This is a genomic window from Burkholderia sp. JKS000303 (assembly GCF_002563755.1).
Taxonomy (GTDB): Bacteria; Pseudomonadota; Gammaproteobacteria; order Burkholderiales; family Burkholderiaceae; genus Burkholderia; species Burkholderia anthina_B.
This window is the reverse complement of sequence record NZ_PDBZ01000001.1, coordinates 3151353-3176282: the sequence shown is the minus strand read 5'-3', so window position 1 is coordinate 3176282 and position 24930 is coordinate 3151353. Positions and strand designations below refer to the sequence as shown.

At 66.3% G+C, this 24930-nt stretch carries 24 protein-coding genes; 12 read left to right on the top strand and 12 right to left on the bottom strand.

The annotated features are described in order from the left end of the window. Positions 1-5 precede the first annotated feature (5 nt). The 3 genes from BX604_RS15265 (at position 6) to BX604_RS15255 (ending at position 2408) form a co-directional block, all read left to right on the top strand. Positions 6-731 carry an amino acid ABC transporter ATP-binding protein gene (locus tag BX604_RS15265; RefSeq protein WP_098552890.1) on the top strand — a complete coding sequence of 242 codons (726 nt, stop codon included), beginning with the start codon at positions 6-8 and terminating at the stop codon, positions 729-731. 51 nt (positions 732-782) lie between these two features. After that, complete coding sequence (gene metC, locus BX604_RS15260) at positions 783-1970, top strand: cystathionine beta-lyase (RefSeq protein ID WP_098551527.1); 1188 nt, start codon at positions 783-785, stop codon at positions 1968-1970. A gap of 93 nt (positions 1971-2063) precedes the next feature. After that, a complete protein-coding gene (locus BX604_RS15255; protein ID WP_098551526.1) occupies positions 2064-2408 on the top strand; it encodes a DUF3088 domain-containing protein in 345 nt (114 codons plus the stop codon). A gap of 126 nt (positions 2409-2534) precedes the next feature. Here BX604_RS15255 and BX604_RS15250 read toward each other — a convergent pair whose 3' ends face one another. Then, positions 2535-3422 carry a DMT family transporter gene (locus BX604_RS15250; RefSeq protein ID WP_098551525.1) on the bottom strand — a complete coding sequence of 296 codons (888 nt, stop codon included), beginning with the start codon at positions 3420-3422 and terminating at the stop codon, positions 2535-2537. 128 nt (positions 3423-3550) lie between these two features. On the opposite strand from BX604_RS15250, the gene BX604_RS15245 reads away from it, so the two are divergent. Continuing rightward, positions 3551-5032 (top strand): aminotransferase-like domain-containing protein, encoded by a 1482-nt coding sequence (locus tag BX604_RS15245; RefSeq protein WP_098551524.1) that lies wholly within the window; start codon positions 3551-3553, stop codon positions 5030-5032. On the opposite strand, the gene BX604_RS15240 is transcribed toward BX604_RS15245, so the two are convergent. The 5 genes from BX604_RS15240 to BX604_RS15220 all read right to left on the bottom strand — a co-directional run bounded on the left by BX604_RS15240 (position 5029) and on the right by BX604_RS15220 (position 10767). Further along, on the bottom strand, positions 5029-6459 hold the full coding sequence (locus BX604_RS15240; RefSeq protein ID WP_098551523.1) for a purine-cytosine permease family protein: 1431 nt from the start codon (positions 6457-6459) through the stop codon (positions 5029-5031). The genes BX604_RS15245 and BX604_RS15240 overlap by 4 nt on opposite strands. A gap of 144 nt (positions 6460-6603) precedes the next feature. Continuing rightward, positions 6604-7563: an electron transfer flavoprotein subunit alpha/FixB family protein gene (locus BX604_RS15235; protein ID WP_098551522.1), complete on the bottom strand. Its 960-nt coding sequence runs from the start codon at positions 7561-7563 to the stop codon at positions 6604-6606. 16 nt (positions 7564-7579) lie between these two features. Next, complete coding sequence (locus tag BX604_RS15230) at positions 7580-8329, bottom strand: electron transfer flavoprotein subunit beta/FixA family protein (RefSeq protein ID WP_098552889.1); 750 nt, start codon at positions 8327-8329, stop codon at positions 7580-7582. A gap of 31 nt (positions 8330-8360) precedes the next feature. Further along, entirely contained in the window at positions 8361-9500 is a 1140-nt protein-coding gene (locus BX604_RS15225) for an acyl-CoA dehydrogenase family protein (protein WP_098551521.1), read from the bottom strand. Continuing rightward, positions 9493-10767 (bottom strand): CaiB/BaiF CoA transferase family protein, encoded by a 1275-nt coding sequence (locus BX604_RS15220; protein WP_098551520.1) that lies wholly within the window; start codon positions 10765-10767, stop codon positions 9493-9495. The genes BX604_RS15225 and BX604_RS15220 overlap by 8 nt, the downstream gene beginning before the upstream one ends. Before the next feature lie 119 nt (positions 10768-10886). Here BX604_RS15220 and BX604_RS15215 point away from each other — a divergent pair, with 119 nt between their 5' ends. Together BX604_RS15215 and BX604_RS15210 are read left to right on the top strand one after the other, a co-directional pair. Continuing rightward, a complete protein-coding gene (locus BX604_RS15215) occupies positions 10887-11798 on the top strand; it encodes a LysR substrate-binding domain-containing protein (protein ID WP_098551519.1) in 912 nt (303 codons plus the stop codon). Positions 11799-11904: 106 nt separating this feature from the next. Beyond that, on the top strand, positions 11905-12582 hold the full coding sequence (locus tag BX604_RS15210; protein ID WP_098551518.1) for a hypothetical protein: 678 nt from the start codon (positions 11905-11907) through the stop codon (positions 12580-12582). 79 nt (positions 12583-12661) lie between these two features. Here BX604_RS15210 and BX604_RS15205 read toward each other — a convergent pair whose 3' ends face one another. Both BX604_RS15205 and BX604_RS15200 read right to left on the bottom strand, forming a co-directional pair. Beyond that, the gene (locus BX604_RS15205) at positions 12662-14095 is read right to left on the bottom strand and encodes a nicotinate phosphoribosyltransferase (protein ID WP_098551517.1); all 1434 of its coding nucleotides are present in this window, start codon (positions 14093-14095) and stop codon (positions 12662-12664) included. 74 nt (positions 14096-14169) lie between these two features. After that, entirely contained in the window at positions 14170-15210 is a 1041-nt protein-coding gene (locus BX604_RS15200) for a bifunctional nicotinamide-nucleotide adenylyltransferase/Nudix hydroxylase (RefSeq protein WP_098551516.1), read from the bottom strand. A gap of 181 nt (positions 15211-15391) precedes the next feature. Between BX604_RS15200 and BX604_RS15195 the strand changes: the two genes are divergently transcribed. From BX604_RS15195 to BX604_RS15175, 5 genes are all read left to right on the top strand, one after another. After that, entirely contained in the window at positions 15392-15844 is a 453-nt protein-coding gene (locus tag BX604_RS15195; RefSeq protein WP_098551515.1) for a type II toxin-antitoxin system RatA family toxin, read from the top strand. 185 nt (positions 15845-16029) lie between these two features. Beyond that, positions 16030-16917, top strand: coding sequence for a DUF4261 domain-containing protein (locus BX604_RS15190; RefSeq protein WP_098551514.1), 888 nt, complete (start codon positions 16030-16032; stop codon positions 16915-16917). A gap of 316 nt (positions 16918-17233) precedes the next feature. Continuing rightward, entirely contained in the window at positions 17234-17995 is a 762-nt protein-coding gene (locus BX604_RS15185; RefSeq protein ID WP_098551513.1) for an N-acetylmuramoyl-L-alanine amidase family protein, read from the top strand. Positions 17996-18046: 51 nt separating this feature from the next. Further along, positions 18047-18436, top strand: coding sequence for a lysozyme inhibitor LprI family protein (locus tag BX604_RS15180; protein ID WP_098551512.1), 390 nt, complete (start codon positions 18047-18049; stop codon positions 18434-18436). A gap of 94 nt (positions 18437-18530) precedes the next feature. Next, entirely contained in the window at positions 18531-19109 is a 579-nt protein-coding gene (locus BX604_RS15175; RefSeq protein WP_098551511.1) for a hypothetical protein, read from the top strand. Between the two features lie 75 nt (positions 19110-19184). Here BX604_RS15175 and BX604_RS15170 read toward each other — a convergent pair whose 3' ends face one another. Continuing rightward, a complete protein-coding gene (locus BX604_RS15170) occupies positions 19185-20105 on the bottom strand; it encodes a LysR family transcriptional regulator (protein WP_098552888.1) in 921 nt (306 codons plus the stop codon). 149 nt (positions 20106-20254) lie between these two features. Between BX604_RS15170 and BX604_RS15165 the strand changes: the two genes are divergently transcribed. Next, positions 20255-21430: an FAD-dependent oxidoreductase gene (locus BX604_RS15165; RefSeq protein WP_098551510.1), complete on the top strand. Its 1176-nt coding sequence runs from the start codon at positions 20255-20257 to the stop codon at positions 21428-21430. A 23-nt stretch (positions 21431-21453) separates the two neighbouring features. Here the strand turns inward: BX604_RS15165 and BX604_RS15160 are convergent, their stop codons facing one another. The 3 genes from BX604_RS15160 to BX604_RS15150 form a co-directional block, all read right to left on the bottom strand. Next, positions 21454-22800 (bottom strand): glutamine synthetase family protein, encoded by a 1347-nt coding sequence (locus BX604_RS15160; protein ID WP_098551509.1) that lies wholly within the window; start codon positions 22798-22800, stop codon positions 21454-21456. A gap of 150 nt (positions 22801-22950) precedes the next feature. Then, entirely contained in the window at positions 22951-23508 is a 558-nt protein-coding gene (locus tag BX604_RS15155) for a helix-turn-helix domain-containing protein (protein WP_098551508.1), read from the bottom strand. A gap of 16 nt (positions 23509-23524) precedes the next feature. Beyond that, positions 23525-24814 carry an NAD(P)/FAD-dependent oxidoreductase gene (locus BX604_RS15150; RefSeq protein ID WP_098551507.1) on the bottom strand — a complete coding sequence of 430 codons (1290 nt, stop codon included), beginning with the start codon at positions 24812-24814 and terminating at the stop codon, positions 23525-23527. Positions 24815-24930: the final 116 nt, after the last annotated feature.

Below are 24930 nucleotides of genomic sequence, written 5' to 3'. Positions count from 1 at the left end.
ACAACATGATCACGCTCGACAACGTATCGAAGTGGTACGGCAAACATCAGGTCCTTTCCGAATGCAGCGCGGCCGTATCGAAAGGCGAAGTGGTCGTCGTGTGCGGGCCGTCGGGCTCCGGCAAGTCGACGCTGATCAAGACCATCAACGGCCTCGAGCCGTTCCAGAAAGGCAGCATCGTCGTCGACGGGATGCGGCTCGGCGATCCCGCCGCGAAACTCGCGCAACTGCGCGCACGGGTCGGCATGGTGTTCCAGCATTTCGAGCTGTTTCCGCACCTGTCGATCACCGACAACCTGACGCTCGCGCAGGTCAAGGTGCTCGGCCGCCGCAAGGACGAGGCGATCGAGAACGCGATGAAGCTGCTCGATCGCGTCGGCCTCAAGGCGCATGCGCACAAGTATCCGGGGCAGTTGTCCGGCGGGCAGCAGCAACGCGTCGCGATTGCGCGCGCGCTGTCGATGAACCCGGTCGCGATGCTGTTCGATGAACCGACCTCCGCGCTCGACCCGGAGATGATCAACGAAGTGCTCGACGTGATGGTCGAGCTGGCGCGCGACGGGATGACGATGGTGTGCGTCACGCACGAAATGGGCTTCGCGAGAAAGGTCGCGCATCGCGTGATCTTCATGGACCAGGGCGCGGTGGTCGAGGATGCGGCAAGCGATGCGTTCTTCGCCGCGCCGCGTTCCGACCGCGCGCGCGACTTCCTCGACAAGATCCTGCACTGAGCGCGCGACGGCCGCACCGTTTCGATTGACCGACTTTCAAAGGACGACATCTTGAACCACCTGCACTCGACCGACACCCTCCTCGCTCACGAAGGCCGCGCGCACGGCCAGCCCGGCTCGCCGGTGAATCCGCCCGTGTATCGCCAGTCGACGCTGCTCTTTCACGGCACCGACGCGCTCGACGCGGTGCGCGGCACGCCGCTCGCGTACGGACGGCACGGCAGCCCGACCACGCGCGCGCTCGAGAAGGCGCTCGCGCGTCTCGAAGGCGCGCACGCCGCGCTGCTGACGCCGAGCGGACTCAGCGCAATCACGACCGCGCTGCTCGCGGTGCTCAATCCCGGCGACCATCTGCTGATGGTCGACTCCGCGTACGACCCGACGCGCTCGTTCTGCGACGAAACGCTCGCGCGCCTCGGCATCGAAACGACGTACTACGATCCGTCGATCGGCGCCGGCATCGCGTCGCTGATGCGGCCGAACACGCGCGCGATATTCGCCGAATCGCCCGGCTCGCTGACCTTCGAAGTGCAGGACATCCCCGCGATCTGCCGCGTCGCGCACGAACACGGCGCGGTCGTGCTGCTCGACAACACGTGGGGCACGCCGCTGAATTTCCGTTCGTTCTCGCATGGCGTCGACGTGTCGATCCACGCAGCGACGAAATACATCGCCGGGCACTCCGACGTGCTGATGGGCGTGATCCTGACCACCGAGGCGCTCGCACCGAAAGTCACGCGCTGCTACCGGCAGCTCGGGATGACCGTCAGCGGCGACGATGCGTATCTCGCGCTGCGCGGCCTGCGCACGCTGTCGGTCCGGCTCGAGCGCCATCAGCGCAATGCGCACGTGCTGACCGAATGGCTCGCGCGGCAACCGGAAGTCGCGCAGATCCTGTATCCGGCGCGGCCCGGCGACGCCGGCCACGCGCTGTGGCAGCGCGACTTCACGGGCGCCTGCGGGCTGTTCGGCCTGGTGCTGCATCCGCAGCCCGACGAGGCCGTGCGCGCGCTGCTCGACGGAATGACGTGCTTCGGCATGGGCTACAGCTGGGGCGGCTTCGAAAGCCTGATCATCCCGTCGAACCCGTCGCGCCATCGCACCGCGACGCAATGGGCGGCCGGCGGCCCGCTGCTGCGCATTCACGCGGGGCTCGAGCATCCCGACGACATGATCGCCGACCTCGACGCCGGCTTCGCGAGAATGCGCGCGGCCGCGGCCGCCTTCGCGGAAGCCTGACATCGGACAACGCAGCACGCGTCGCGCGCCCGTTCGTATCACGACGCATCACGCTTTTTTCAACGTTCGACCACTACTGATAGCGAGACCATCATGAAAGACACGCTGTTCATTCTCCGCCCAGGTTTCTTCAAGGACTCCGAAGGTCCGTTCTACTGCGGCGACTCGGTTGCCGTCGAAGGGCTGCTCAGTTTCTATCCGCAATTGCGCGACGCGGTCTCGGTCGAGTACATCGACGCGCCGCGGCCGCGCCAGCCGATCGTCGCGCTGATCGGCGAGGACAACCAGTCGGCGCCCGTGCTCGTGCTGGGCAGCGGGCAGATGCCGAAGGATGATGCGGTCGGCGTTCGCGAGCACAACGGCCGGCGCTTCATCGATTCGCCTGCCGATATCCGGCGATATCTGTCGTCGCAATACGGCGTGGCGCATGTCGCGTAAGCACGCCGGTGCCTGATGCTGACAGGCGCCAGCGAACGGGCGGCGCGATACGCGCGGCCCGTCTTCCGCGACGTTCGGCACGCGGCGGATCTGCTCGTTCGACTTGCCCTGTCCCGTCGCCGCGCGTCAACCTGCCCGCCGCACCGGCGCCATTTTCGAAAAGTACTTCGCGCCCGCGACACAGCCGACGACCACGACCGTCACGACGAGCATCGACGGCGGCACCGTCTCGTGCAGCAGCCCGGCCGCGAGCAGCAGGCCGAAGAACGGCTGCAGCAGCTGCAGCTGGCCGACGCCCGCGATCCCGCCGAGCGCGAGGCCGCGATACCAGAACACGAAGCCGATCAGCATGCTGAACAGCGACACGTAGGCGAGCCCCCACAGCGCGGCGGCATCGACGCCGTCGAACGTGGCCGGCCACGTGAACCACGTGAGCGGCAGCATCACCGGCAGCGACAGCACCAGCGCCCACGAGATTACCTGCCAGCCGCCGAGCTGGCGGGACAGGCGCGCGCCTTCCGCATAGCCGAGCCCGCACGCGACGATCGCGGCCAGCATCAGCGCATCGCCGACCACCGACGCACTGCCGCCGTTGCGCAGCGCAAACGCGGCCACCGCGCCGCTGCCGAGCAGCGAGAAGATCCAGAACGGCAGCCTCGGCCGTTCACCGCCGCGCCACACGCCGAACAGCGCGGTCGCCAGCGGCAGCAGCCCGACGAACACGATCGCGTGCGCGGACGTCACGTGCTTCAGCGCAAGCGCGGTCAGCAACGGAAAACCGACCACGACCCCGAGCGCGACGACGACCAGCGACACCGTCTCGGCACGCGTGGGCCGCTTCTGCTTCAGCGCGACGAGCAACCCGAGGCCGAGCACGCCCGCGATCGTCGCACGCGCGAACGTGAGAAACAGCGGGTCGAGCCCCTGTACCGCGACGCGCGTCGCAGGCAGCGAGCCACTGAAAATGATCACGCCCAGCAGGCCGCTGAGCCATCCGTCGGTCGTCTTTTGCACGGCAAATCCTGATCGGAAAAAGGAGGGATGTCCGATGATCCGCCGCCCACGAAATGCGCGTAAGCTACAGCCCAATACAATTTGGACAAACTGTACTGAACAACTGACCGTACAGTTCACCCTTCGCCATGAGCCAATCTGCCCCGAACCCTGCCCCGCCCGCGGCGTCGCGCACGCGTGTGGAAACCGTGATGGACACGCTGCGCGCGCGGATCGCGAGCCGCGCGCTGATGCCCGGCGCGCGCGTGCCGTCGATCCGGATGATGGCCGACGCGCTGCACGTGTCGAAATCGACCGTCGTCGACGCATACGAACGGCTCGCGAGCGAAGGCGTGCTCGTCGCGCGGCGCGGCTCCGGCTTCTACGTGTCGGGCCATGCGCCGCCGCTCGCGCTCGCCGAGCTCGGGCCTCGCCTCGATCGCGAGCTCGATCCGTTGTGGCTGTCGCGCCAGGCGCTCGAAGCGGCACCCGGCTCGGTGAAGCCCGGTTGCGGCTGGCTGCCGTCGTCTTGGCTGCCCGACGAGAGCCTGCGACGCGCGTTGCGCGCCGTGTCGCGCGACGAACCCGACGCGCTGACCGACTATGCGACACCGCTCGGGCTGCCCGCGCTGCGCCAGCAGCTCGCATGGCGCCTCGCGCAACACGGCATCCATGCGGAGCCCACGCAGATCATGCTGACCGACGGCGGCACGCATGCGCTCGATCTCGTGTGCAGGCTGCTGCTGGAGCCTGGCGACACCGTCGTGCTCGACGATCCGTGCTACTTCAACTTCCAGGCGCTGCTGCGGGCGCATCGTGCGCAGATCGTCAGCGTCCCGTACACGCCGAACGGCCCCGATCTCGAACGCTTCGAACAGGTGCTCGTCGAGCATCGGCCGCGCCTCTACATCACCAACGCGGCGCTGCACAACCCGACCGGCGCGACGCTCGCGCCGCCGGTCGCGCACCGGCTGCTGACGCTCGCGGCCGAGCATGGGCTGCTGATCGTCGAGGACGACATCTTCGCCGACTTCGAGAGCACGCCCGCGCCGCGCCTCGCGGCGTTCGACGGGCTGTCGCGCGTCGTGTCGATCGGCAGCTTCTCGAAGACGCTGTCGGCCGCGATCCGCTGCGGCTATGTCGCCGCGCGTCCCGAATGGATCGACGCGCTCGTCGACCTGAAGCTCGCGACGTCGTTCGGCAATGCCCAGATCGGCGCGAACGTCGTGCACCGGCTGCTCGTCGACGGCACGTACCGGCGCCATCTCGACGGCCTGCGTGCGCATCTCGCGGATGCGATGGGCGAGACGATCCGGCGGCTCGCGCGCGCCGGGCTCGGGATCTGGACGGAACCGCGCGGCGGGCTGTTCGTATGGGCGGAGTTGCCCGACGGGCTCGACGCCGCGCACGTCGCGCGCCACGCGCTCGATCACGACGTGGTGCTCGCACCAGGGAACGTGTTCAGTGCGGCGCGCAGCGCGACGTCGTTCATGCGCTTCAACGTGTCGCGCTGCAAGGGGCCGGCGGTATTCGATGCGCTTGGGCGGGCGATGGAGGCGGCGCGGGCGACATCGCACGATCCTGAAACGCCGCCGCCCGTTGCGCGCAATCACACGCGAACCGTGTCCTAGTCGGCGTCGCGGGCCGGGTCGGACAGGATCAGGCGATCCGGCACGCTCGCCACCGCGCCGCGCGACGCGACGTAGTACAACAAGCCCGGCACGACGATACCGACGATCCACGACACGTCGACGCCGCCCAGCGCATCGACCCACGGCCCGGTGTAAAACCCCGTCGCGACGAACGGCATCTGCACGAGCACGCCGACCGCATAGACCGCGATGCCGACAACGTTCCAGCGGCCGTACCGGCCGTCCGGGTCGAACAATGCCGGCACGTCGTAACGCTCGCGCGTGACGCAGTAATAGTCGACGAGGTTGATCGCGCTCCACGGCGTGAAGAACACCAGCAAAAACAGCAGGAACGACGAGAACGCCTTCAGGAAATCGTGCTGTCCGGCCAGTGCGATCCCGCTCGACGCGGCGACGGTCAGCAGCACGAACGCGATGCGCGTGCGCGGCGAGATCTCGCGCCGCCCGCCGAAGCCGGTCAGGATCGCCGCAACCGACATCACGCTGCCGTACGCATTGAGCGTCGTGATCGTCAGCTTGCCCAGCGCGATCGTGAAATAAAGCACGGCAGCGATCGCGCCGGTCGCACCGAGGCCGACGATGAACGAGACCTCGTGCCCGGAGAAACGGTCGCCGGCGAGCGCGGCGGCGAGCACGCCGAACGTCATCGACACCTGCGCGCCGATCACGGTGCCGCAGAACACCGCGGCAAAGGTCTTGACAGGTGACGTCGCCGTGGGCAGGTAGCGGGAATAGTCGGCGACGTACGGTCCGTACGCGATCTGCCACGACGCGGACAACGACACCGCGAGCAGGAACGACGCGGGCGTGAAGTGGCGATTCGCGAGCAACGTGCCGAACGCGTGCCCGTGCAGCAGGCTCGCAAACAGATACAGGAATGCGAGCGTGCCGACGATGCTCGATACGCGCCCCATTGCATGAATCGTCCGGTAGCCGAGACCGGTGAGCAGCACGACGAGCGCGGAGAAGATCAGGATCGCTGCGGTATGGCCGACGTGCAGCAATTCGGCGATCGCCTGCCCGGCGAGCACCGTGCCGCCCGCCGAGAATCCGACATACATCACGCAGACGAGTGCGAGCGGCACGATCGCGCCATACACGCCGAACTGCACGCGACTCGACACCATCTGCGGCAGCCCGAGTTGCGGCCCTTGCGCCCCGTGCAGCGCCATCACCGCGCCGCCGAGTACCTGGCCTGCCAGCAAACCGATCAGCGACCAGAACACGTCGCCGCCGAGCACCACCGCCAGCGCACCGACGACGACCGCCGTGACCTGGAGGTTAGCGCCGAACCACAGGGTGAATTGACTGAACAGGTTGCCGTGGCGCTCGCCATCGGGAATATGGTCGATCGAGCGACGCTCGATCAGCGACGGATTGGCGACAGGTGAAGCGGTACGTTCCATGCTCGGCTCCTGACCGGTGGAAAACTGCGCTTGGGGGTTCGCTCGGACCGCGGCATCAGGTTGCGGTCTTTCGCGTGAATCGCGCGCCGGTCGTGATGACACGGCATGCGGGCAGGATCGGTGGATCCTGACGGGGTACAAGGATCAGAGCGACGCGCTCAGCTCCGGGACGAGTTCGTGCAGATCGCCGACGAGGCCGTAGTCGGCGACGCTGAAGATCGGTGCTTCCGGATCCTTGTTGATCGCGACGATCACTTTCGAATCCTTCATGCCGGCCAGGTGCTGGATCGCACCCGAAATGCCCACCGCGATGTACAGCTGCGGTGCAACGATCTTGCCGGTCTGGCCAACCTGGTAGTCGTTCGGCACGTAGCCGGCGTCGACTGCCGCACGCGATGCACCCAGTGCCGCCGACAGCTTGTCCGCCAGCGGCTCCAGCACCTTCGTGTAGTTCTCGCCGCTGCCCAGACCACGGCCGCCCGACACGATGATCTTCGCGCTGGTGAGTTCCGGACGGTCCAGCTTCGTCACTTCACGGCTCACGAATTGCGACTTGCCTGCGTCTGCTGCCGCTTCGATCTTCTCGACCGACGCGCTGCCGCCTTCCGCAGCAACCGGATCGAAACCCGTCGCACGCACCGTGATGACCTTGATCGGGTCGCTCGACTGCACCGTCGCGATCGCGTTGCCCGCGTAGATCGGACGCTCGAACGTGTCGGCCGAATCCACTGCCGTGATGTCCGAGATCTGCGCGACGTCCAGCTTCGCGGCGATACGCGGCGCGATGTTCTTGCCGTAGGCCGTCGCCGGCACAAAGATGTGCGAGTAATTTGCCGCGATGGTCAGCACCGTCGCTTCCACGTTCTCTGCAAGACCGCTCGCGAGCTGCGGCGCATCGGCCAGCAGCACCTTGCCGACACCTGCGATCTTCGCTGCCGTGTCAGCCGCGTCCTGCGCGTTGTGGCCCGCCACTAGCACGTGAATGTCACCGCCAATCTTCGCCGCCGCTGCCACCGTGTTCAGCGTCGCGGCCTTGATCGACGCGTTGCCCCCCAAGGGGGCTTCCTTCGGGGCGTCGCACTCTGCAATCACCAGAATCGTCATTTCCTTGGGCTCCCTCTTACAACACCTTGGCTTCGGTCTTCAGCTTCTCGACCAGCGTCTTCACGTCCGGCACCTTCACGCCGGCCGCACGCTTCGGCGGCTCGACCACCTTCAGCATCTTCAGACGCGGCGTCACATCCACACCGAGGTCTTCCGGCTTCACGTTTTCCAGCGGCTTCTTCTTCGCCTTCATGATGTTCGGCAACGTCACGTACCGCGGCTCGTTCAGGCGCAGGTCAGTCGTGACCACGGCCGGCAGCGTCAGCGACAGCGTTTCCGCACCACCGTCGACTTCCCGTGCAACGGTTGCCTTACCATCTGCGATCGTCACCTTCGACGCGAACGTCGCTTGCGGCAACCCTGCCAGCGCGGCCAGCATCTGCCCCGTCTGGTTCGAATCGTCGTCGATCGCCTGCTTGCCGAGGATCACCAGTTGCGGCTGTTCCTTGTCGACCAGCGCCTTCAGGATCTTCGCGACGGCCAGCGGCTCGACGCTGTCGTTCGACTCGACGAGGATCGCGCGATCCGCACCGATCGCGAGCGCCGTACGCAGCGTTTCCTGCGCTTGCGCAACGCCCACCGACACGGCGATCACTTCAGTCGCCACGCCCGCTTCCTTCAGGCGCACGGCTTCTTCCACCGCGATTTCATCGAACGGATTCATCGACATCTTCACGTTCGCGATGTCGACGCCGGATTGATCGGATTTCACGCCGACCTTCACATTCGCATCGACGACCCGCTTCACAGCCACCAGTACTTTCACCACGCGTCTCCTTGTTCGATTTCACGAGCCGTCATGCCAGCATCGTGCGTGCAATCACCGTGCGCTGGATCTCCGACGATCCTTCGTAGATCCGCAGAATGCGAGCGTCCCGGACGAGTCGTTCGATCCGCATTTCGCGCGTGAACCCGTAGCCGCCGTGGATCTGCAAGGCCGCGTCGGTCACGAATGCCACCATCTCCGATGCATACAGCTTCGCCATCGACGCCATGTCCGTAAACGGCTCGCCGGCAGCGCGCCGCGCCGCGGCCTGCAGCGTCAGCAGCCACGCGGCCTCGAGCTGCGTCTTCATGTCGGCGAATCGCCATTGCAGCCCCTGCTTGTTCGCGAGCGCGTCGCCGCCGACGTGACGCTGCTTTGCCCAGTCGATCGCGTCGCCCAGCGCGGCTTCCGCGATCCCGAGGCTCGTCGCCGCGACGTCGAGCCGGCTGTTGTCGAGCACCTTCATCGCGGTGCGAAAGCCGCTCCCTTCATCGCCGAGCCGGTTCGAAGCCGGCACCACGCAATCGAATGCGACTTCGTGCGCGGGCGCGCCGTGAATGCCCATCAGCTTCTCCGGCGAAGACACCGACACGCCGGGCGTATCGCGATCGACGACGAACGCACTGATGCCGCGTGTCCCGAGTTCAGCCGAGGTTTTCGCATAGACGACGATGAACTGCGCGGCATCGGCGTTCGAGATGAAGTGCTTGACGCCTCGAATCCGGTAGTTGTCGCCATCTCGCACGGCCTGCGTCGTCATGCCGGCCGGATTGGAGCCGGCCTGCGGCTCGGTCAGCGCAAATGCGCCCAGCTTCGCGCCGCTTGCGGCGTCCGGCAGGTAGCGTGCGCGCAACGCATCGTCGCCGCCGATCAGCACCGAATCAGTCGCCAGATAGTGCGCGCCGATCATCGACGACGTCGCCGCGCACGCGTTCGCGATCTCGGCCAGCGACAGGATGATCGCGGCCGGCGACGCACCGATTCCGCCCCAGCGCTCCGGCAGGTTCAGCCCCATCACGCCGAGTTCGGCCAGCGCGGGCACGTAACGCGTGGTCGACGTCTCGTCACGATCGACCTGCGCCGCGTGCGGTGCGAGTTCGGCTTGTGCGAAGCGGCGGATCGCATCGGCAATTTCGAGGTCGGCGTCACCGACGCCCAGTCGTTTAAGCATCGTTCATCTCCTGATGGGTTTCGGTCTGTCGCGACGGTTCGGCAGCGTCGCCGTCGGTCAGGTCGGGCGCTGCGTGAATCACGCCGGCCTTCGCCAGTGCGGCGATCGCTGCGCCGTCGAGGCCGAGCACGCTCGCAAGCACGGCGTGCGTGTGTTCGCCGAGCTGCGGTGCGCGGGTCGTGCGTGTGTCCGGATACGCGGAAAACTTCAACGGTTGTGCAGGCAACCGGATCGCCGCACCGTCGGCCGCGGTGGTATCGACGAGCAGGCGCCGTGTACGCGCCTGCTCGCTTTCGAGCGCTTGCCGTATGTTCCTGATCGGTGCGACCGGAATGCCCGCCGCGGCAAGCGTCACGTTGACCTCGTCGACCGAGCGCGTCGCGGCCCACTGCTCGATGTACGCGCGCAACGCCGCTTCGTGTTCACAGCGCGACGTGTCGGACACGAAACGTGCATCGTCGACCAGTGCCGGCTGGCCGATCGTGTCGGCAAGCAAACCGAACAGCTTGTTGTTGAGTACCGCGACGACGAAATGGCCGTCCGCGGCACGGTATGCGCCGAACGGCGCGGACGTCGGATGGCGGTTGCCGACGCGCCGCGGCGCGATACCGGTGGTCGCGTAACGCGCGACGAGTGCTGCGGTCAGGCTCATCGTCGCATCGAACATCGACACGTCGACGTGCGTGCCCTGTCCGGTGCGATCGCGCGCGACCAGCGCCGCGAGCACGCCCCATGACGCAAAAATCCCGCTGACCACATCGGATACCGAATCGCCGACGAGTGTCGGCTCGCCGTCGGGTGCGCCGGTCGCATCCATCAGCCCGCACATCGCCTGCAGGATGATGTCGTACGCCGGCCGGCGCGATTCCGGGCCGGTCTGCCCGAATCCGGACACGCTCGCGTACACCAGCGCCGGGTTGAGGGCCGACAGCGTCGCATAACCGATCCCGAGCCGGTCGGCCACGCCGGGGCGAAAGTTCTCGACGACGACATCCGCACCGGTGCACAGCGACTGCGCAAGCGCCTGGCCCTCGGACGTCTTCATGTCGATCACGATACTGCGCTTGTTGCGGTTCATCGCGCCGAACAGCCCGCTCTCGCCGTTCGCGAACGGGCCGATGGCCCGGTAGTCGTCGCCCGCGGGCGGCTCGATCTTGATCACGTCGGCACCGAGGTCGCCGAGCAGCGCCGAACACAGCGGCCCCGCCAGCACCCGGGAAAAATCGATCACGCGTATGCCGTCGAGCGGCAGCCTGGACACAGTCACGGCATCTTTCTCCTGAAGGTCGGGCCGAGTCGGCCGATGCAGCGATTCTGTTCGAGCGGGGCAATCAGATAAAATATCGGAATAAATTAACGCCTATAAGATTTTCATATGGGTTCTCCATGGCTCTGTCGCTGAGACTGCTTCGCTATTTCGTCGCCGCCGCCGAATCGGGCAGCACGACCGCCGCTGCGGTCCAGCTCAACGTGTCGCAACCGTCGATCTCGGTGGCGATCCGCGAGCTCGAAGCGCTGTTCGACGATCAGCTGTTCACGCGCGGCGCGGGCACGCGGATGACGCTCACGCATTTCGGCGAACGCAAGCTCGCCGAGGCGCGCCAGTTGCTGGCGTCGGCGTCCGCATTCGCGACCGACGACGTCGGCGGCGAGCCGGGTGGCATCGTCCATATCGGCGTATTCAGCACGATCGCGCCGGTCTATTTGCCGCGCGTGCTGGAACTCGCGCAGCAGCGCCATCCGCGCCTCGACATCCGTTTCGTGGAAGGCGATCTGGCGCAGCTCGACATGGCCCTGCACAAGCAGCAGATCGATTTCGCGTTGATGTACGACGTCGGCCTGCCCGAAGACATCGAGCGCGACTGCCTCGCCGAATTGCGGCCCTATGCGCTCGTACCGGCCGGGTCCGCGCTCGCGAAACGCAAGCGCGCGATTTCGCTGCGCGACCTGGCCGCGTATCCGGTCATCCTGATCGACCTGCCGCACAGCCGTGACTTCCTGATGGCGCCGTTCTGGCAATGCGGCTTGTCGCCGAATGTCCGCTATCGCGCGGTCTCGATCGAACTGGTTCGGGCAATGGTCGCGAGCGGGCTCGGCGTGTCGCTGCTGATCACGCAAAGCCCGGCGGTCACGCGCTCGCCGCTCGTCGTCGAATGTGCGATTCGGGAATCGACCGTGATCCAGCCGCTGGTGATCGCGCGTCTGGCGCGGGCGGCACGCACGCGTGCGTCGGAAATCGCCGCAAGTTGTGTGCGCGACGCAGTCGCCGATGCGATGCGCACACGAACCGGGCCTTGAAACAGGTCGACCTGCTTATAATGTCGGGCGCCGACGCGACACTGCGGGCCGGTGCGATGAATGACGCAGCACGCGCGCCGCGCGCCCATCAGACAGGCATAAAACAATGAAACTGAACTCCTGGAAAACGCTTCTGCTGCTCGCGGCCCTGTTGCCGATCGCCAGCGCCTGGGCCGAAAACGTCATCGAATACGCGGATCACAACGAGTATGTCGAAGTGGCCAGGGGCCCAACCTTCCTCAGCCGCGACAGCAAGGTATTGCTGACGAGCACTTATTCGCATACCTACACATTCCGGAGCAAGGACAGCATCGCGCCCGATCTTCAGGCAATCGACAACCCGGACATGATCTGGCGGCCCTATTTGTCCGACATCCATTCCGACGAAAAGGAATCATCGTTCACGACCAACCTCGTGATCTGCTTCGGACACGTCGACCCCAAGCTCTCATCCGACGAACGGCATGCATTGCACGGCGCGGGATTTTCCGCCGCGCCCGACGAGGACATCCTGTGCAAGAACGTGCCGATGATCGGGACGAGAGAGGCGGCGCTGGACGATGCGGCACTCGCGGCACGCGCGAAGCAGGAGGGCATGGAATCCTTCTGGATCGGCCAGACGACCACCGGCAGCGTGATCGTTCATGTGCCGGATACCACGACCGGCAAGGCGATCAAGTCGTTGAAAGCGCCGTTCACGAAGGCGGGCGAATACGTCCGGCATGCGATTTCGCCGTTCGGGCTGATGTTCTGTAAGGGAAGTTGCGGCCTGCCGGGCGGTTGAACGACGCAACTGCATCGCAACCGCTCCCCCCTGTCGCAGGGGTGACGCGAACCGCTATCGCGTCGCCCCTGACGCCGGCTCAAACCTCCGCCGCGTGCGCCCTCGCCCGCACCTCGGCGAACGTCGCATCGACCATCATCCGCCCCGTGTCGAACACCGTTTCGAGCGCATCGTCCCATTCGCCTTCCAGCGCGCGATCGTCCCACGCGACCGGCAGCGCCACGGTCCGGTACTCGCCCGTACGGCGATTGCGCAACAACGTGAGCCGCCCCTTCTTCGAGCGTTTGCCCTGGTCGGTGACCGGATCCTTGCGCACGTCGTGCCACACGCCGTCGCGCCGGATCGCCGAGCACTTCATCGCGAAGCGCTGCGTATCGCGATTCACCTGTTGCAGCAGCGCGCCGCCCATCCCGAACACGACGTTGCCGGCCGCATAGCCCGCATCGTCGAGCGCGGCGAGGATCGCCTCGATCGACTGCTCGTCGACACCGTCACCCTGAATCACGCGCACGCGATTGAGCACGCGCCGCCCCTTGCCGTTCACGGTCGAACCGAACGATGCGTCGAGCGCGCGCAGGGTCTGCAGCACGATCGTCACCGGGTCGCCCGAATCGGGACGCACGACCAGCGTCGCACCCGAGTCGATCACCGCCTGACGCAGCGGGCCGCCCCACATGTCAAGCGCGGCGAACAGATCGTAGGAGTCCGATACGACCGACACGATCGCGCCGGGCAATCCAAAGCGGTTGATCATGTTGCGATACGCATCGACCTCGCCGTCGCGCCCCCACGACGTGATCGTGCTGTGCTCGGCTGCCGGCACCGAATACGCGGCCATCGGCTCGCGATAGAAGCGGTTCGCGGCCAGCACGCCGAGCACCGTGTCCGAACCCATGAAGCTCACTAGGTGCGCCGCGCCGCCGATCGCGGCCGATTCCGCGCTCGACACGCCACGCGCGCCGAAGTCGTGCAGCTTGAACGGCAATTGCGCGAGATCGTCGTCGGTCTTCTCGAGAAAGCGGCGGATCGTCTGACGCAGGTGCCAGCTGCGCGTGGCGACCGTCACCGGATACCACACGCGCAACAGCATCGTCTCGAGATACGACGCGAGCCAGAACACCTCCGGATCGTCGCATTCGACGGTCATCAGCACGTTGTGCACCGGAACGATCGAACCTTCGGGCACCGCGCGGATCTTGACTGGCAGGTAGCCGTCGTAGCGCTCGACGACATGGCGCCAGCCGTCCTCGTTGAACGGCTCGCCGTGCACCGCGAAGAAATCGCGTGCCTCGTCGATCATCGCGTGCGTGACGGGCCGGCACAGATATTCCTTCAGCAGCATCTGCAGGCCGAAGAACAGCGTGCGATCGTAGCGGCCGCCGCGCGATTCGACGTACGAGAACATCGCCTGCGCGTCGGGCGGGTATTGCAGGAAGTGGGAAGCCTTGTACGAATCCGTGTTGAGAATCGGATTGGCGAGAACCGCGGCAAAGCCGCCGGGAACGTTTTGCATGGCTAGAGCTCCTCTAGGCCGTTGAAGTGCCGCCGCGTCTGTCGCAGCGGACCGGTATCCGGGGAATCAGCGGATCACAGCTTCCCCAGGAAGTGATACGCGATCTCGAAGTGATCCTCGAACATCACGTTACGCATCTGCGCGAATTCGTTGAGCGGCACCCAGCGTGCCTTGTCGGCGTCGTCGCTGCCCTTCACGCGCGGCAACTCGCCGGTCGGGAAATTGAACAGGCACGCGTGCGTGATCGTGCGGCCGCGCAGCGAGCGGGCCGGATGATCGAACACCTGGCGATCCTTGATCGAGCCGCGCAGCACGGGCTCCGGCAGCTTCACGCCCGTCTCCTCGCGCAGTTCGCGAATGCAGGCCGCATCGAGCCGCTCGTCCTGGTTCACGAATCCGCCCGGCAGCGCCCACAGGCCGCGGCCCGGCTCGCTGCGCCGACGCACGAGCAGGATATGGCCCGAGTGCACGACCACCGCGTCGACCGTCACGAACGTGACCGGATACGGCGCGGCCGACCACGCCTTGCGATACGCAGCGATGAATTCGGCCTCGGCCTTCAGTTGTGCGAAGGCCGGCTGCGTGCGAAAGCGTTCGAGCCAGCCGAACACGGGTTCCGGCACGGCCCACTGCACGAAGCTGTTGGTGCGTTCGGCGAAATACTGGTCGCGGATTTCGGTTGCGGAAATGTCTTCGGTCGCATCGACGTCGACGAGCTCCCATTGCGGGAACATCCGCAGGTAATAGGACGTGGCGTCCTTCTCGTGACCGATCAACCCGACCTTGCGATGCGAGACATCGCCGAGCGCGGACGCCACGGCATCCTGCACCCAGCGCACCCAGTCGCCGTCGTTGTACGTCGAATCCTGCACGGGCACGATCGTCACGCGCTCGCGCTCGGATGAATCGAGCAGCGAAACCAGCATCTGGCAGCGCTCGTCGAACGAAAACGGATCCTTGATGGTGCGGGGCTTGTCGGTCGACCCGATCAGCACGCACACGCGCTCGGCCCGGTTCAGTGCGGACTTCAGCACATTCAGGTGACCACGATGCGGAGGCTGGAAACGACCAATGAAAACGAGCGCGTCGAAGCGCCGGTTCTGTTGCGTACTCATGAGGCTCCCTCAAGAGATTGAAACGCTTCGGGTCTTTCCCGAAGGCATGGATTCGATGCTAGGGGAATTCCCGGAGAACGTCAATCGAATCGCCGCTCGACTTGACAAAGTCTAAACAAGTACGTGGCGCAGGCGGGTTACACTCGATTTCATCCCAATTCACACCGTTTCGCCCGCCATCATGAGGATCTCAGTCAGCCGGATCATCGGCGTCGATCGCAGACGCCTCTTCACGTGGTCGCAGGACTACGCGCGGCGGCTCGTCTGGGACAGCTTCCTCTCCGATGCCTATCTGCTCGACGGGATGACGGCCGACGTCGGCGTCGACGCGTTCTGCCGCAGCCAGTCCGGCGCGACGATGGTGTCGCGCTACATCTCGTACCGTCCGCCGCAGGTCGCGGCCATCGAAATGGTCGACGGGCCGAAGGTGCTCGAACGCTTCAGCGGCAGCTGGAATTTCACCGAACGCTCGGCCGGCTCGACGGAGGTGAAGTTCACGTATCACTTCCGCGTGCAACCGGCGTGGCTGCGCTGGCTGCTCGAACCGATGATCGGCGCGTTCTATCTCATGCAGACGCGTCGACGCCTCGACTCGTTCAAGCGCTGGGCCGAAGCCGAAGCGTTGCCACACTGAGCGACGCTCGCGCGACGCCGCACACCCGTGCGGCCCGGCATGGCCGCACCCCTTCCGCCAGAACGCGGATTTGCCAGATTCGTCGAACCCGGGGAAACTACGGCCGGCCGTCACCCCGACGGCGCGCCCTGACCGAGAGAACAGGGTTTTCCCGCCTGACACGGCATCGACACAAACAGAATCCCATGAGCCTGATATCCCGATTCTTTGGCCGCAAGGACGCGCCCGACAACGCTGCCGAACTGGTCGCGGCCCCCGACATCGACAATCCGCTGAGCGTGGCGGTGGTGTTCGACGGCCCGCTGCAGGTCGATATCGACGCGCTGACGGCCGCGCTGCGCGCATACCACCCGAGCATGCAGCAGGCTCGCGTCGAAACCGAACCGACGCTGGAGCAGGTGTTCGGGCTCGCCGGCTGGGGCAATCACGTCGTCCGGCTGGTCGGCTTCGATGCGCCCTATCCGTCCGACGCGCTGGAAGCGTGCGTCGCGCCTGCCCACTACGGGCAAGACCTGAAGCAGCAGGTACGCGCGAGCCGCAGCCACGTGATCCTCTACTACGCCGGCCACGAAGCGAATCCGCTCGACCAGTATGTCGCACTGGCGGCCGTCGCCGGCGCGCTGGCCGCGCAGAACGGCCTCGCGGTGCTGAACGAGCGCGCGCATACGTCGTTGCCGGCCGGCGTCTTCGACGCGAAGGAACTCGGTGAAGAGAGCCTCGAAGTCCTGCGCGAGATCCCGCTGAACCTGTTTTTCTGCGGCTTCGTGAAGTACGAGGTCGACGGCACCGAAGGCGTATGGATGCGCACGTATGGCGCCGACGTGTTCGGCCTGCCCGATTTCGGCGCGCTGGCGGCAGGCCATCACGAAGGCGAACGTTATTCGGGCATCTTCAACAACGTGATGCATTACCTGCTGCAAAGCGGCGCGCGGATGCATGCAGGCGAAACGATGCAGGTCGGCGCGGATACGTTCATGAAGCTGCGCGAACCGCTCGAACACGAGTATTACCTGCAAGGGCCCGCGCAGGTGCTGGTGGCCGAACTGATCTCGGCCGACGAAATCAATCGCTGATTGCGGCGTATCGCGCGTCGCGAACGGCCGCGGTAACGACGTCCGCTCACGCGGATGCGACGCCGCGGCCCTCCTTTAGCGGACCTGCACGTGCGTGCCGAGCGCGGCGCGCGGTGGAACAATACTGTCGCGCGCCGTCATTTGTGCGACCCGTGCGGCAAGTAGCCGCCGCGCGTGGACGAACTGCCTCACCCGCTGCCGCCGATCGACGCGCAGCTGCATTGCACCGCCGCTGCCACCCGCTATAATCGCGCGACATTCCGACTGCATTGAGCAGGCCGACGGCGACACACCGCAGCCCTCCTCGACGACAACAATGACAAATCGAACCCTCCGACGCCTTCGCCCGCTCGTGCGAGCCGCCGCGCGCCTGCTCGCCTGCGCGCCGTTGCTCGGCGCGCCGCTGGCGCTGCACGCGGCCGACGACACAAGCGCCGACACTCAGTCCGCTTCGGGCCGCTACATCGTCGTCGATACCGGCCATACGCCGGCCCATCCGGGCGCCACCGGCGCGAGCGGCCGCGTCGAATACCGGTACAACCTCGACCTGTCCGCCGCCGTCGCAGAAAAGCTCGTCGCGCACGGCGACCGCGTGCTGCGCACGTCCGCCGACGGCCGCGAGATCGCACTCGACCAGCGTTCGACGCAGGCGCCCGACGCGAACCTGTTCGTCTCGATCCATCACGATTCGATGCAGCAGCAGTTCATCGACGCGGGCCGGCAACGCGAATTCCGCGGGTTCGCGGTGTTCGTGTCCGAGCGCAATCCCCATTACGCGGAAAGCCTGCGTTGCGCGAAAGCGATCGCCGAACGGCTGGTCGCGGCCGGCGAGCGGCCTTCGCTGTACCACGCGCAGCCGATCAAGGGCGAGAACCGCCCGCTCGTCGATCCGCAACTCGGCATCCACCGCTTCGACGATCTGGTCGTACTGCGTACCGCACCGATTCCGGCCGTGCTGGTCGAGGCAGGCGTGATCGTCAATCCCGACGAGGAAAAACGGCTCGCGCAACGCGAGACGATCCAGCGCCTGGCCACCGCGATCGCGGGCGGAATCGACGCGTGCACGGCGCTCCGGTAACGGACGACGTCGACCGGTTTCAACGGTTTTCACCCACCGAGGAGCATCACCATGAAAAAGAAGAATCTGCTCGCATCCTGCGCGCTGCTCGCGCTCGCCGTTCCGTTCGCCGCGCATGCAGCCGGCTGTGCGAAGCCGCATAGCGCGTTCGATCAGGTGTATTGCAGCAGCACGCAGTTTTCCCAGACCGATCGCGACCTCAACGACGAATACGGCCGCCTGCGCAAGCAACTGAGCGGCGACCAGCAGGCCACGCTGAAGGCCGGCCAGCTCGCATGGCTGAAGCAGCGCGACGCGCAATGCAGCGAGACGCGCAACAACGGCTACCTCGTCGATCTGCAGTGCGCGACCGACATGACGCAATCGCGGCTGTCGTTCCTGCGCGAACGCGAGCGCGAGTGCTCGAGCACGGGATGCGTGGCGTCGAAGCTCGGCGAGTAACGGTTCCAGCGAGTGCCGTGTCGCGAAGCGTTTCGCGGCGCGGCGCCCGGTTCGTTTTTCAATTGCCCGCTTCGGCGCAGTGGAAGGAACGGTGATGCGACATGAATTCTCCGAAGTCCTGAACGACCTCGTCGACTATTTCCTGGTCGGCGACGTGCTGCTGCTGAAGCGCTACCAGGAAACGCACGGACTGCCGGACAATCTCGCGTCGGCGTTCACGACGAACGACAGCGGCGACCACGTCGTGCTGGAAGGCGTTGTCATCCCGCTGGCCGGCATCGAGAATCATCCGTACACGATCATCTTCACGCTGGACGGCGACACGCCCGAATTGCTGAAGGCGGAAAGCCGGCTTCAGCATCGACGTGGCGGGTACGTGCTGCGCGTCGCGCATCGTTCGATCATGCTCTACACGTGGCGCATCCTCGAACGCTTCCCCGACGATTCGGTGAACGCACTGCTCGTGCGCTACCGCGAACCGGGGCGGCCCGCGATCGAAATCGACAACGGCTGGTACGACGTCGAAGTCCTTGGCGGCGAAGTGCCGCGCAACGGCTGGTTCGAACCCGCGTTCGAATTCGTGCTGAAAAAGACCGATGAACCAGGCGATGCAGCGCGAGTGGATACCGGCTACCGTTTCGCGATCGACGCCAGCTCGGATCGGGCGGAATGAATCCGCAAGCCGGGCGAACGCCCCGGTAAGACGATCAACGAAATACGCTACTGGCGCGCGTTGTCGAGACGGTCGTCATGACGGCATCTCCACGGCTTCCGCAAAGCGCGCCTGCATCATCTGCAGCAACTCGCGTATCTTCGCGTTGACCGAATTCCGGCTCGCATAGGCAGCCAGCAACTCCAGCGGCGCCGGCACCATTTCCAGCGGCACGCGCACCAGCCGCCCGCTGGCAAGCTCCGCCGCGCAAGCGCGCTCGACGAGAATCGCGAAGCCGATCCCGTTCAATGCCGCCAGGCCCGCCATCTCGCCGCTATTGACGCGATACCGGCTTGCGACCGGAATCTTGTGGATCCGTCCGTCGCGATCGGCGAACTGCCACGGCAGCCCTTTCAGCGTGCTCAATGTCGTGATGCACGGCAATTGCGTGAGCTGCGCCGTCCGGGTCGGCCATCCGGTCCGCTCGATCAGCGACGGCGCGGCCACGACGACGCTCGGCAAACTTACCAGCGGCCTGACGACGAACGCGCTGTCGTCGAGCTTTCCGCGATTGACGATGATCGACAGGTCGATGTCGTCGCGCAACGTCGACACGCCCGCAAGGCTGGTATCGCAATCGATTTCGACGTGCGGATGACGACGTGCGAATTCCGCGACGATCGGCCCGAGCATGCGCGGCCCGATTTCGCCCGGCACGCACAGCTTCAACACGCCGCGCAACTCCGTCTGTTGCGAGGTCAGTTCGGATTCGGCCTGCGTCACCGCATCGAGCATCGGCTTCGCGCGCGCATGCAGCAACCGCCCGGCCTCGGTCATGCGCAGGTGCCGCGTGCTGCGCTCCAGCAAGCGCACGCCGAGCTTCGATTCGAGTTGCGCCACGTGGCGGCTCACGTTGGAACCCGGCAAGGCAAGCACCCGTGCGGCGCCGGCAAAGCTGCCTTCGTCGACGACCGACACGAACACGCGTACTGCGTTCAGATCCAGCTTGCTGCGCATCATTATCCCGTTTCAGGTATCAAAGCTTGCCGCTTTTCACGGCTTATCCCGTTCGAGACCGTAATTTACGATGCTCGTCCCGTCAATGCGAAACCGCAGCGCGCCACATCGGCTACGCGAGCGAGCGCACGACATCAGGAAGGAGCGTCATGAACATTGCCATTCTGGGCGCCGGCGTCGCCGGCATGAGCACCGCACTCGCGCTCGCCGGGCGCGGGCATCGAATTCAGGTCTACGAACGCAGGCCGTCCGAGTCGACGATGGGCGCGGGCGTGGTGCTATGGCCGAACGCGGGGTTCGTGCTCGCGCAGCTCGGCATCCTGCCGGACATCGTCGAGGTCGGTGGCCGTCTGCACGCGATGCGGCGCATCGACCGGCACGGCAACCCGTTCAAGGTGGCCGATATCGGCGAGCTCGACCGCCGCATGGGTTTTCCGACGTGTTCGATACTGCGACGCGATCTGCAAGCCGTGCTGGCACGGCACGTCGCCGCGCGCGGCATCGAAGTCCGCTTCGGCCACCGCGCAACTGCCATCGATGGCGGTGCGGACGGCCGCGCCGTCGTTCACTTCGACAACGGCAGCACGATCGCCCCCGATCTCGTGATCGGCGCGGACGGCCGCATGAACTCCGTCGCGCGACGCTACGTCGTGGGCGACGCCACCCCCGTCTATCAGGGGTTCGTCAACTGGATCGGCATCGCGCAAAGCGACGTGCCGCTGGTGGATGAAGTGTCGATCTTCGACTACTGGGGGAAGCGCGAGCGATTTGGCATCGTCGCGCTGGACCGGCATCGCATGTACTGGGCGGCAGCATGGCCCGAAGTCGCCCCGGACGACGCCGTGGACAGCGATCCGGGCGTGATGCTGGAACAGCGCTTCGCTGCGTGGCCTGCACCGATCGCGAACGTGATCCGCGCAACGCCGACGGACACGCTCGCCAAAATTCACGTGCACGATCTCGATCCGGTCGACGTCTGGCACCGCGGCAATGTGCTGCTGACAGGCGATGCCGCGCATGCACCGCTCCCCACCTCCGGACAAGGCGCATGCCAGGCGCTCGAGGACGCATGGCATCTCGCGCGTTGCCTCGACGAGCACAGTGCAGGCAATGGCCGCGACCTCGACGCAGCGCTGACGTCGTTCACGCTACGACGCAGCGGGAAAACCGCGGCAATCACCCGGCGCGCCCGCGATTTCGCTCACCAGCTATTCGGCGACGATCCGCATGAAGGCGCCAGGCAGGTCGACCCGATCGCAGAACTCGAAGCGCTGACGAGCGCGTGGGGCGCGCACCTGCCGATGGAGCCGGCGCGCGGACGATAGATCCCGCAAGCGGCAGCATTCGATTACAGAAACCACCGATACTCCCGCGCGCCGATCTCGTTGCGGAAATCCAGCTCCTCCTGCCGCTTGTTCTCGCAATACACCATCACGAATTCGCTGCCGAGCCCGTCGCGCACGGCCGCGTGATCCTGCATCGCGGCGACGGCCGACAGCATCTCCTTCGGGAAATCGATCCCGCTGCCGCGATCGTCGTTGAGCGGTGCGATCGGCTCCTTTCGTGCGTCGAGCCCGTGCTCCATGCCGGTGAGGATCGCCGCGAGCACCAGATACGGATTCGCATCCGCGCTCGCGAGCCGATGCTCGATCCGCAGGTTGCGCGCATCCGACTCCGGAATCCGGATGCACGCGTCGCGATCCTCGAAGCCCCAGCTTGCGCGGCTCGCCGCGTTCACCATGGATCCGTAGCGCCGGAACGCATTGTGATTCGGCGCGAACACCGGCATGCAGTGCGGCAGCAGCGCAAGGCAGCCCGCCACCGCATGCCGCAACGGCCGCTGCCCGTCCGCGGCGAGCAGGTTGCGACCGGCTTCGTCGTACAGGCTCACGTGCACGTGCATCCCGCTGCCCGGCGCATGCAGATACGGCTTGCCCATGAAGCTCGCGCGATAACCGTGCTGCAGCGCGACGCCGCGCGTGCTGCGGCAGAACAGCGCCGACCAGTCGGCCGCGCGCAATGCGTCGTCGGTGTGGCCGAAGTTGATCTCGAACTGGCCGGGGCCGAGCTCGGCCGTGATCACCGTCGCGTCGACGCCCTGCTCGCACGCGGCCTCGACCATTTCGTGCAGCACGTCGGAGAAGCGCGACAGGCGCTCGATGTGCATGTTCGGCTGATCGTCGCGGTCGTCGCTCAAGCGGTCGCGCGGATACTGCGGCATCCCGTCCTCGAGCTGCGCGGCGAACAGGTAGAACTCCAGCTCGAACGCGACGACCGGGCGGATCCCGCGCGCCGCGAACCGCCGCAGCACGCGCGCGAGCACTTCGCGCGGCTCGAACTCGATCGGCGCGTCCGTGCCGTCGGAGCTGATCAGCATCTGCGCGAGCGGCTGCCGCTCCCAGCGCACCGGCTTCAGCGTGCCGGGAATCAGCCGGCGCGGCGCGTCGGGGTCGCCGTCGTTGAAGCAGTAATCGCCGATCTTGTAGAGGCCGCCTTGCGTGCCGAGCAGCACGCAGTTCTGCGGCAGCTTCAGCAGCGAGCCCGCCGCGACCTTCTCGAGCGCGTCGATCGGATAGCGCTTGCCGTAGAAGTGTCCGGGCAGGTCGAGACAGATCAGGTCGACATAACGGATCTCGGGGTGCGCCTGCCGAAAGGCGCGCACTTCATCGACCAGCACGGTAACGACGTCAGCCATGTCTCATCCTTTCCATGTTCTGTATGGCGGTGCCGCCTTGCGGCGACCCGGATTCATCGGCATGCGTCAATGCCCATGCCCGATGTCGATCAGTACTGCAAACCAGCAAGCCGGCAACGCGGCGGCCCGTCGGGCCGCCCTGCCGACAACTCAGGTAAATACCCAGATCACGCGCGTCGGCGCATCGCTCAGGTTCGCGTAACGAAATCGCTTGTGCGCAGGCAACTGGAACGCGTCGTTCGGGCCGAGCGTGACGGGCGTGTCGTCGCCATCGACCCAGATCGTCAGTTCGCCTTCGAGCACGAAGCCGCCCTGCTCGTCGCTGTCGTCGACCGGCCGCTCGCCGCTGCTCGCGCCCGGCGCGAGATGGCTTTCGAGGATCGAGAAGCGCGAGCGCATGTTCGGCGACACGAGAATGTCGGTGATGCCGGCCGCGTAATACACCGTGCGCCGCTCGTCGGGCCGCGTGACCCACGGCACGCTGCGCGGCTTGCTCAGACTGTAGAAATACGTGGTCGGCACGCCGAGTGCCTCGCCGATCGCGGTGAGATCGGCCACCGTCGGGCGCGACAACCCGCGCTCGACCTGCGACAGAAACCCGACCGAGCGGCCGATCCGGTCGGCGAGATCGTTGAGCGTGACCTTGCGATGCTTGCGCAGGTCGCGGATCAGGATCGCCAGACTTTCTATTTCTTCCTGTTCGTTCATGTTGGAATCCGGTGCGTCAGACGGTATCGCGCAAACGGTACCAGGCCTTGCCGATCGCTTCCAGCGGCGCGGCGAGGCGGTCGCCGCCGGGGAAGCGCGGGTTGCGAATGCGCTGGTACTGCGCGAGCAGGTGATCGTCGCCGAGCACGGCGTCGGCGACCGCGCGCGCACCGGCGAGCGTCGGCAGCACGCCGTGGCCCGAGAAGCCCTGCAGCCAGAAGCGCTGGCCGCGACGGCCGATGTCCGGCGTGCGCCGCATGCTGATGTCGATGTGGCCGCCCCACACGTACTCGAGCGGCACGCCGCCCAGTTGCGGAAACACGCGCTCGAGGTGCGGACGCGTCGCCGCCGCGATGTCGGCCGGTATGCCGCCGAGATACGTGCAGCCGCCGCCGAACAGCAGCCGGTTGTCGGGACTCAGGCGGAAGTAGTCCGGCACGAACTGATTGTCGATCACGCAACTGTTCTGCGGCAGCAGCGAGCGCGCGACGTCCGGCGCAAGCGGCGCAGTCGCGACCTGGTACGTGCCGACCGGCAGCAGCCGGCGCGACAGCTCGGGATCGAGCCGGTCGACGTAGGCGTTGCATGCGAGCACGAGCACATCGGCGCGTACTTCGCCGTGCGCGGTGCGCGCGACATGGCCGCCCGCCGTCTCCCGACAGTCGAGCACACGGCTCTGTTCGAAGATGCGGCCGCCCGCGCGTTCGATCGTCTGCGCGAGGCCGAGCGCGAGCTTCAGCGGATTCAGGTGCCCGGCCTCGGGATCGTAAAGCGCGGCCAGATAGCGGGCGCTGCCGATCCATTCCGGCATCTCGCCCTGCTCGATCACGCGCAGCCGGTCGTAGCCCCACCGCTCGGCCGCTTCGTCGCGGGCCTGCGCAAGCATCGCCACACGGCGCGGCCGCACCGCCGCCCACAGGCTGCCGGGCCGGTAGTCGATGTCGAAGCCGTGTCGTGCGGGCAGCTCGCGCACTTCGGCCGCGGCCCAGCGCATGCTGTCCCACAGCACGCGCGCGCCGTCGCGGCCGAGCGAATCCTCGAGCGGCTGCATGTCGCACGACCAGCCGAGCAGCGCCTGTCCGCCGTTGCGGCCCGACGCCGCCCACGCGACGCGGCTGGCCTCCAGCACGACCACGCGCTTGCCCGCGAGCGCGAGGCGCAACGCCGTATGCAGCCCGCTGAACCCCGCGCCGACGACCAGCACGTCGGCGTCGATGCGTTCATCCAGCTCGGGACGATGCGGGATCGGCGCCGGGTAGGTGCCGGCGTAGTAGCTTGCGACGTGACGGTCGGACTGCACGAACATGCGGACTCCCGTGAAATTTTCGCCGGTTAATTTCATGAAAAATTAGCACGGCAATTTCACGAGAGCAAGCAGGAAAATGACGGATGGCTCGGCGTGGCCGGAAACGGGGCCAAAGT

Coding starts and splice junctions, on each gene's coding strand:
- BX604_RS15200 (WP_098551516.1), bottom strand. CDS start 15,210: ATGAGTACGCAACAGAACCGGCGCTTCGACGCGCTCGTTTTCATTGGT.
- BX604_RS15155 (WP_098551508.1), bottom strand. CDS start 23,508: ATGAACGAACAGGAAGAAATAGAAAGTCTGGCGATCCTGATCCGCGAC.
- BX604_RS15240 (WP_098551523.1), bottom strand. CDS start 6,459: ATGGAACGTACCGCTTCACCTGTCGCCAATCCGTCGCTGATCGAGCGT.
- BX604_RS15245 (WP_098551524.1), top strand. CDS start 3,551: ATGAGCCAATCTGCCCCGAACCCTGCCCCGCCCGCGGCGTCGCGCACG.
- BX604_RS15180 (WP_098551512.1), top strand. CDS start 18,047: ATGAAAAAGAAGAATCTGCTCGCATCCTGCGCGCTGCTCGCGCTCGCC.
- BX604_RS15195 (WP_098551515.1), top strand. CDS start 15,392: ATGAGGATCTCAGTCAGCCGGATCATCGGCGTCGATCGCAGACGCCTC.
- BX604_RS15190 (WP_098551514.1), top strand. CDS start 16,030: ATGAGCCTGATATCCCGATTCTTTGGCCGCAAGGACGCGCCCGACAAC.
- BX604_RS15210 (WP_098551518.1), top strand. CDS start 11,905: ATGAAACTGAACTCCTGGAAAACGCTTCTGCTGCTCGCGGCCCTGTTG.
- BX604_RS15150 (WP_098551507.1), bottom strand. CDS start 24,814: ATGTTCGTGCAGTCCGACCGTCACGTCGCAAGCTACTACGCCGGCACC.
- BX604_RS15160 (WP_098551509.1), bottom strand. CDS start 22,800: ATGGCTGACGTCGTTACCGTGCTGGTCGATGAAGTGCGCGCCTTTCGG.
- BX604_RS15225 (WP_098551521.1), bottom strand. CDS start 9,500: ATGCTTAAACGACTGGGCGTCGGTGACGCCGACCTCGAAATTGCCGAT.
- BX604_RS15265 (WP_098552890.1), top strand. CDS start 6: ATGATCACGCTCGACAACGTATCGAAGTGGTACGGCAAACATCAGGTC.
- BX604_RS15165 (WP_098551510.1), top strand. CDS start 20,255: ATGAACATTGCCATTCTGGGCGCCGGCGTCGCCGGCATGAGCACCGCA.
- BX604_RS15185 (WP_098551513.1), top strand. CDS start 17,234: ATGACAAATCGAACCCTCCGACGCCTTCGCCCGCTCGTGCGAGCCGCC.
- BX604_RS15170 (WP_098552888.1), bottom strand. CDS start 20,105: ATGCGCAGCAAGCTGGATCTGAACGCAGTACGCGTGTTCGTGTCGGTC.
- BX604_RS15215 (WP_098551519.1), top strand. CDS start 10,887: ATGGCTCTGTCGCTGAGACTGCTTCGCTATTTCGTCGCCGCCGCCGAA.
- BX604_RS15205 (WP_098551517.1), bottom strand. CDS start 14,095: ATGCAAAACGTTCCCGGCGGCTTTGCCGCGGTTCTCGCCAATCCGATT.
- BX604_RS15255 (WP_098551526.1), top strand. CDS start 2,064: ATGAAAGACACGCTGTTCATTCTCCGCCCAGGTTTCTTCAAGGACTCC.
- BX604_RS15175 (WP_098551511.1), top strand. CDS start 18,531: ATGCGACATGAATTCTCCGAAGTCCTGAACGACCTCGTCGACTATTTC.
- BX604_RS15235 (WP_098551522.1), bottom strand. CDS start 7,563: ATGACGATTCTGGTGATTGCAGAGTGCGACGCCCCGAAGGAAGCCCCC.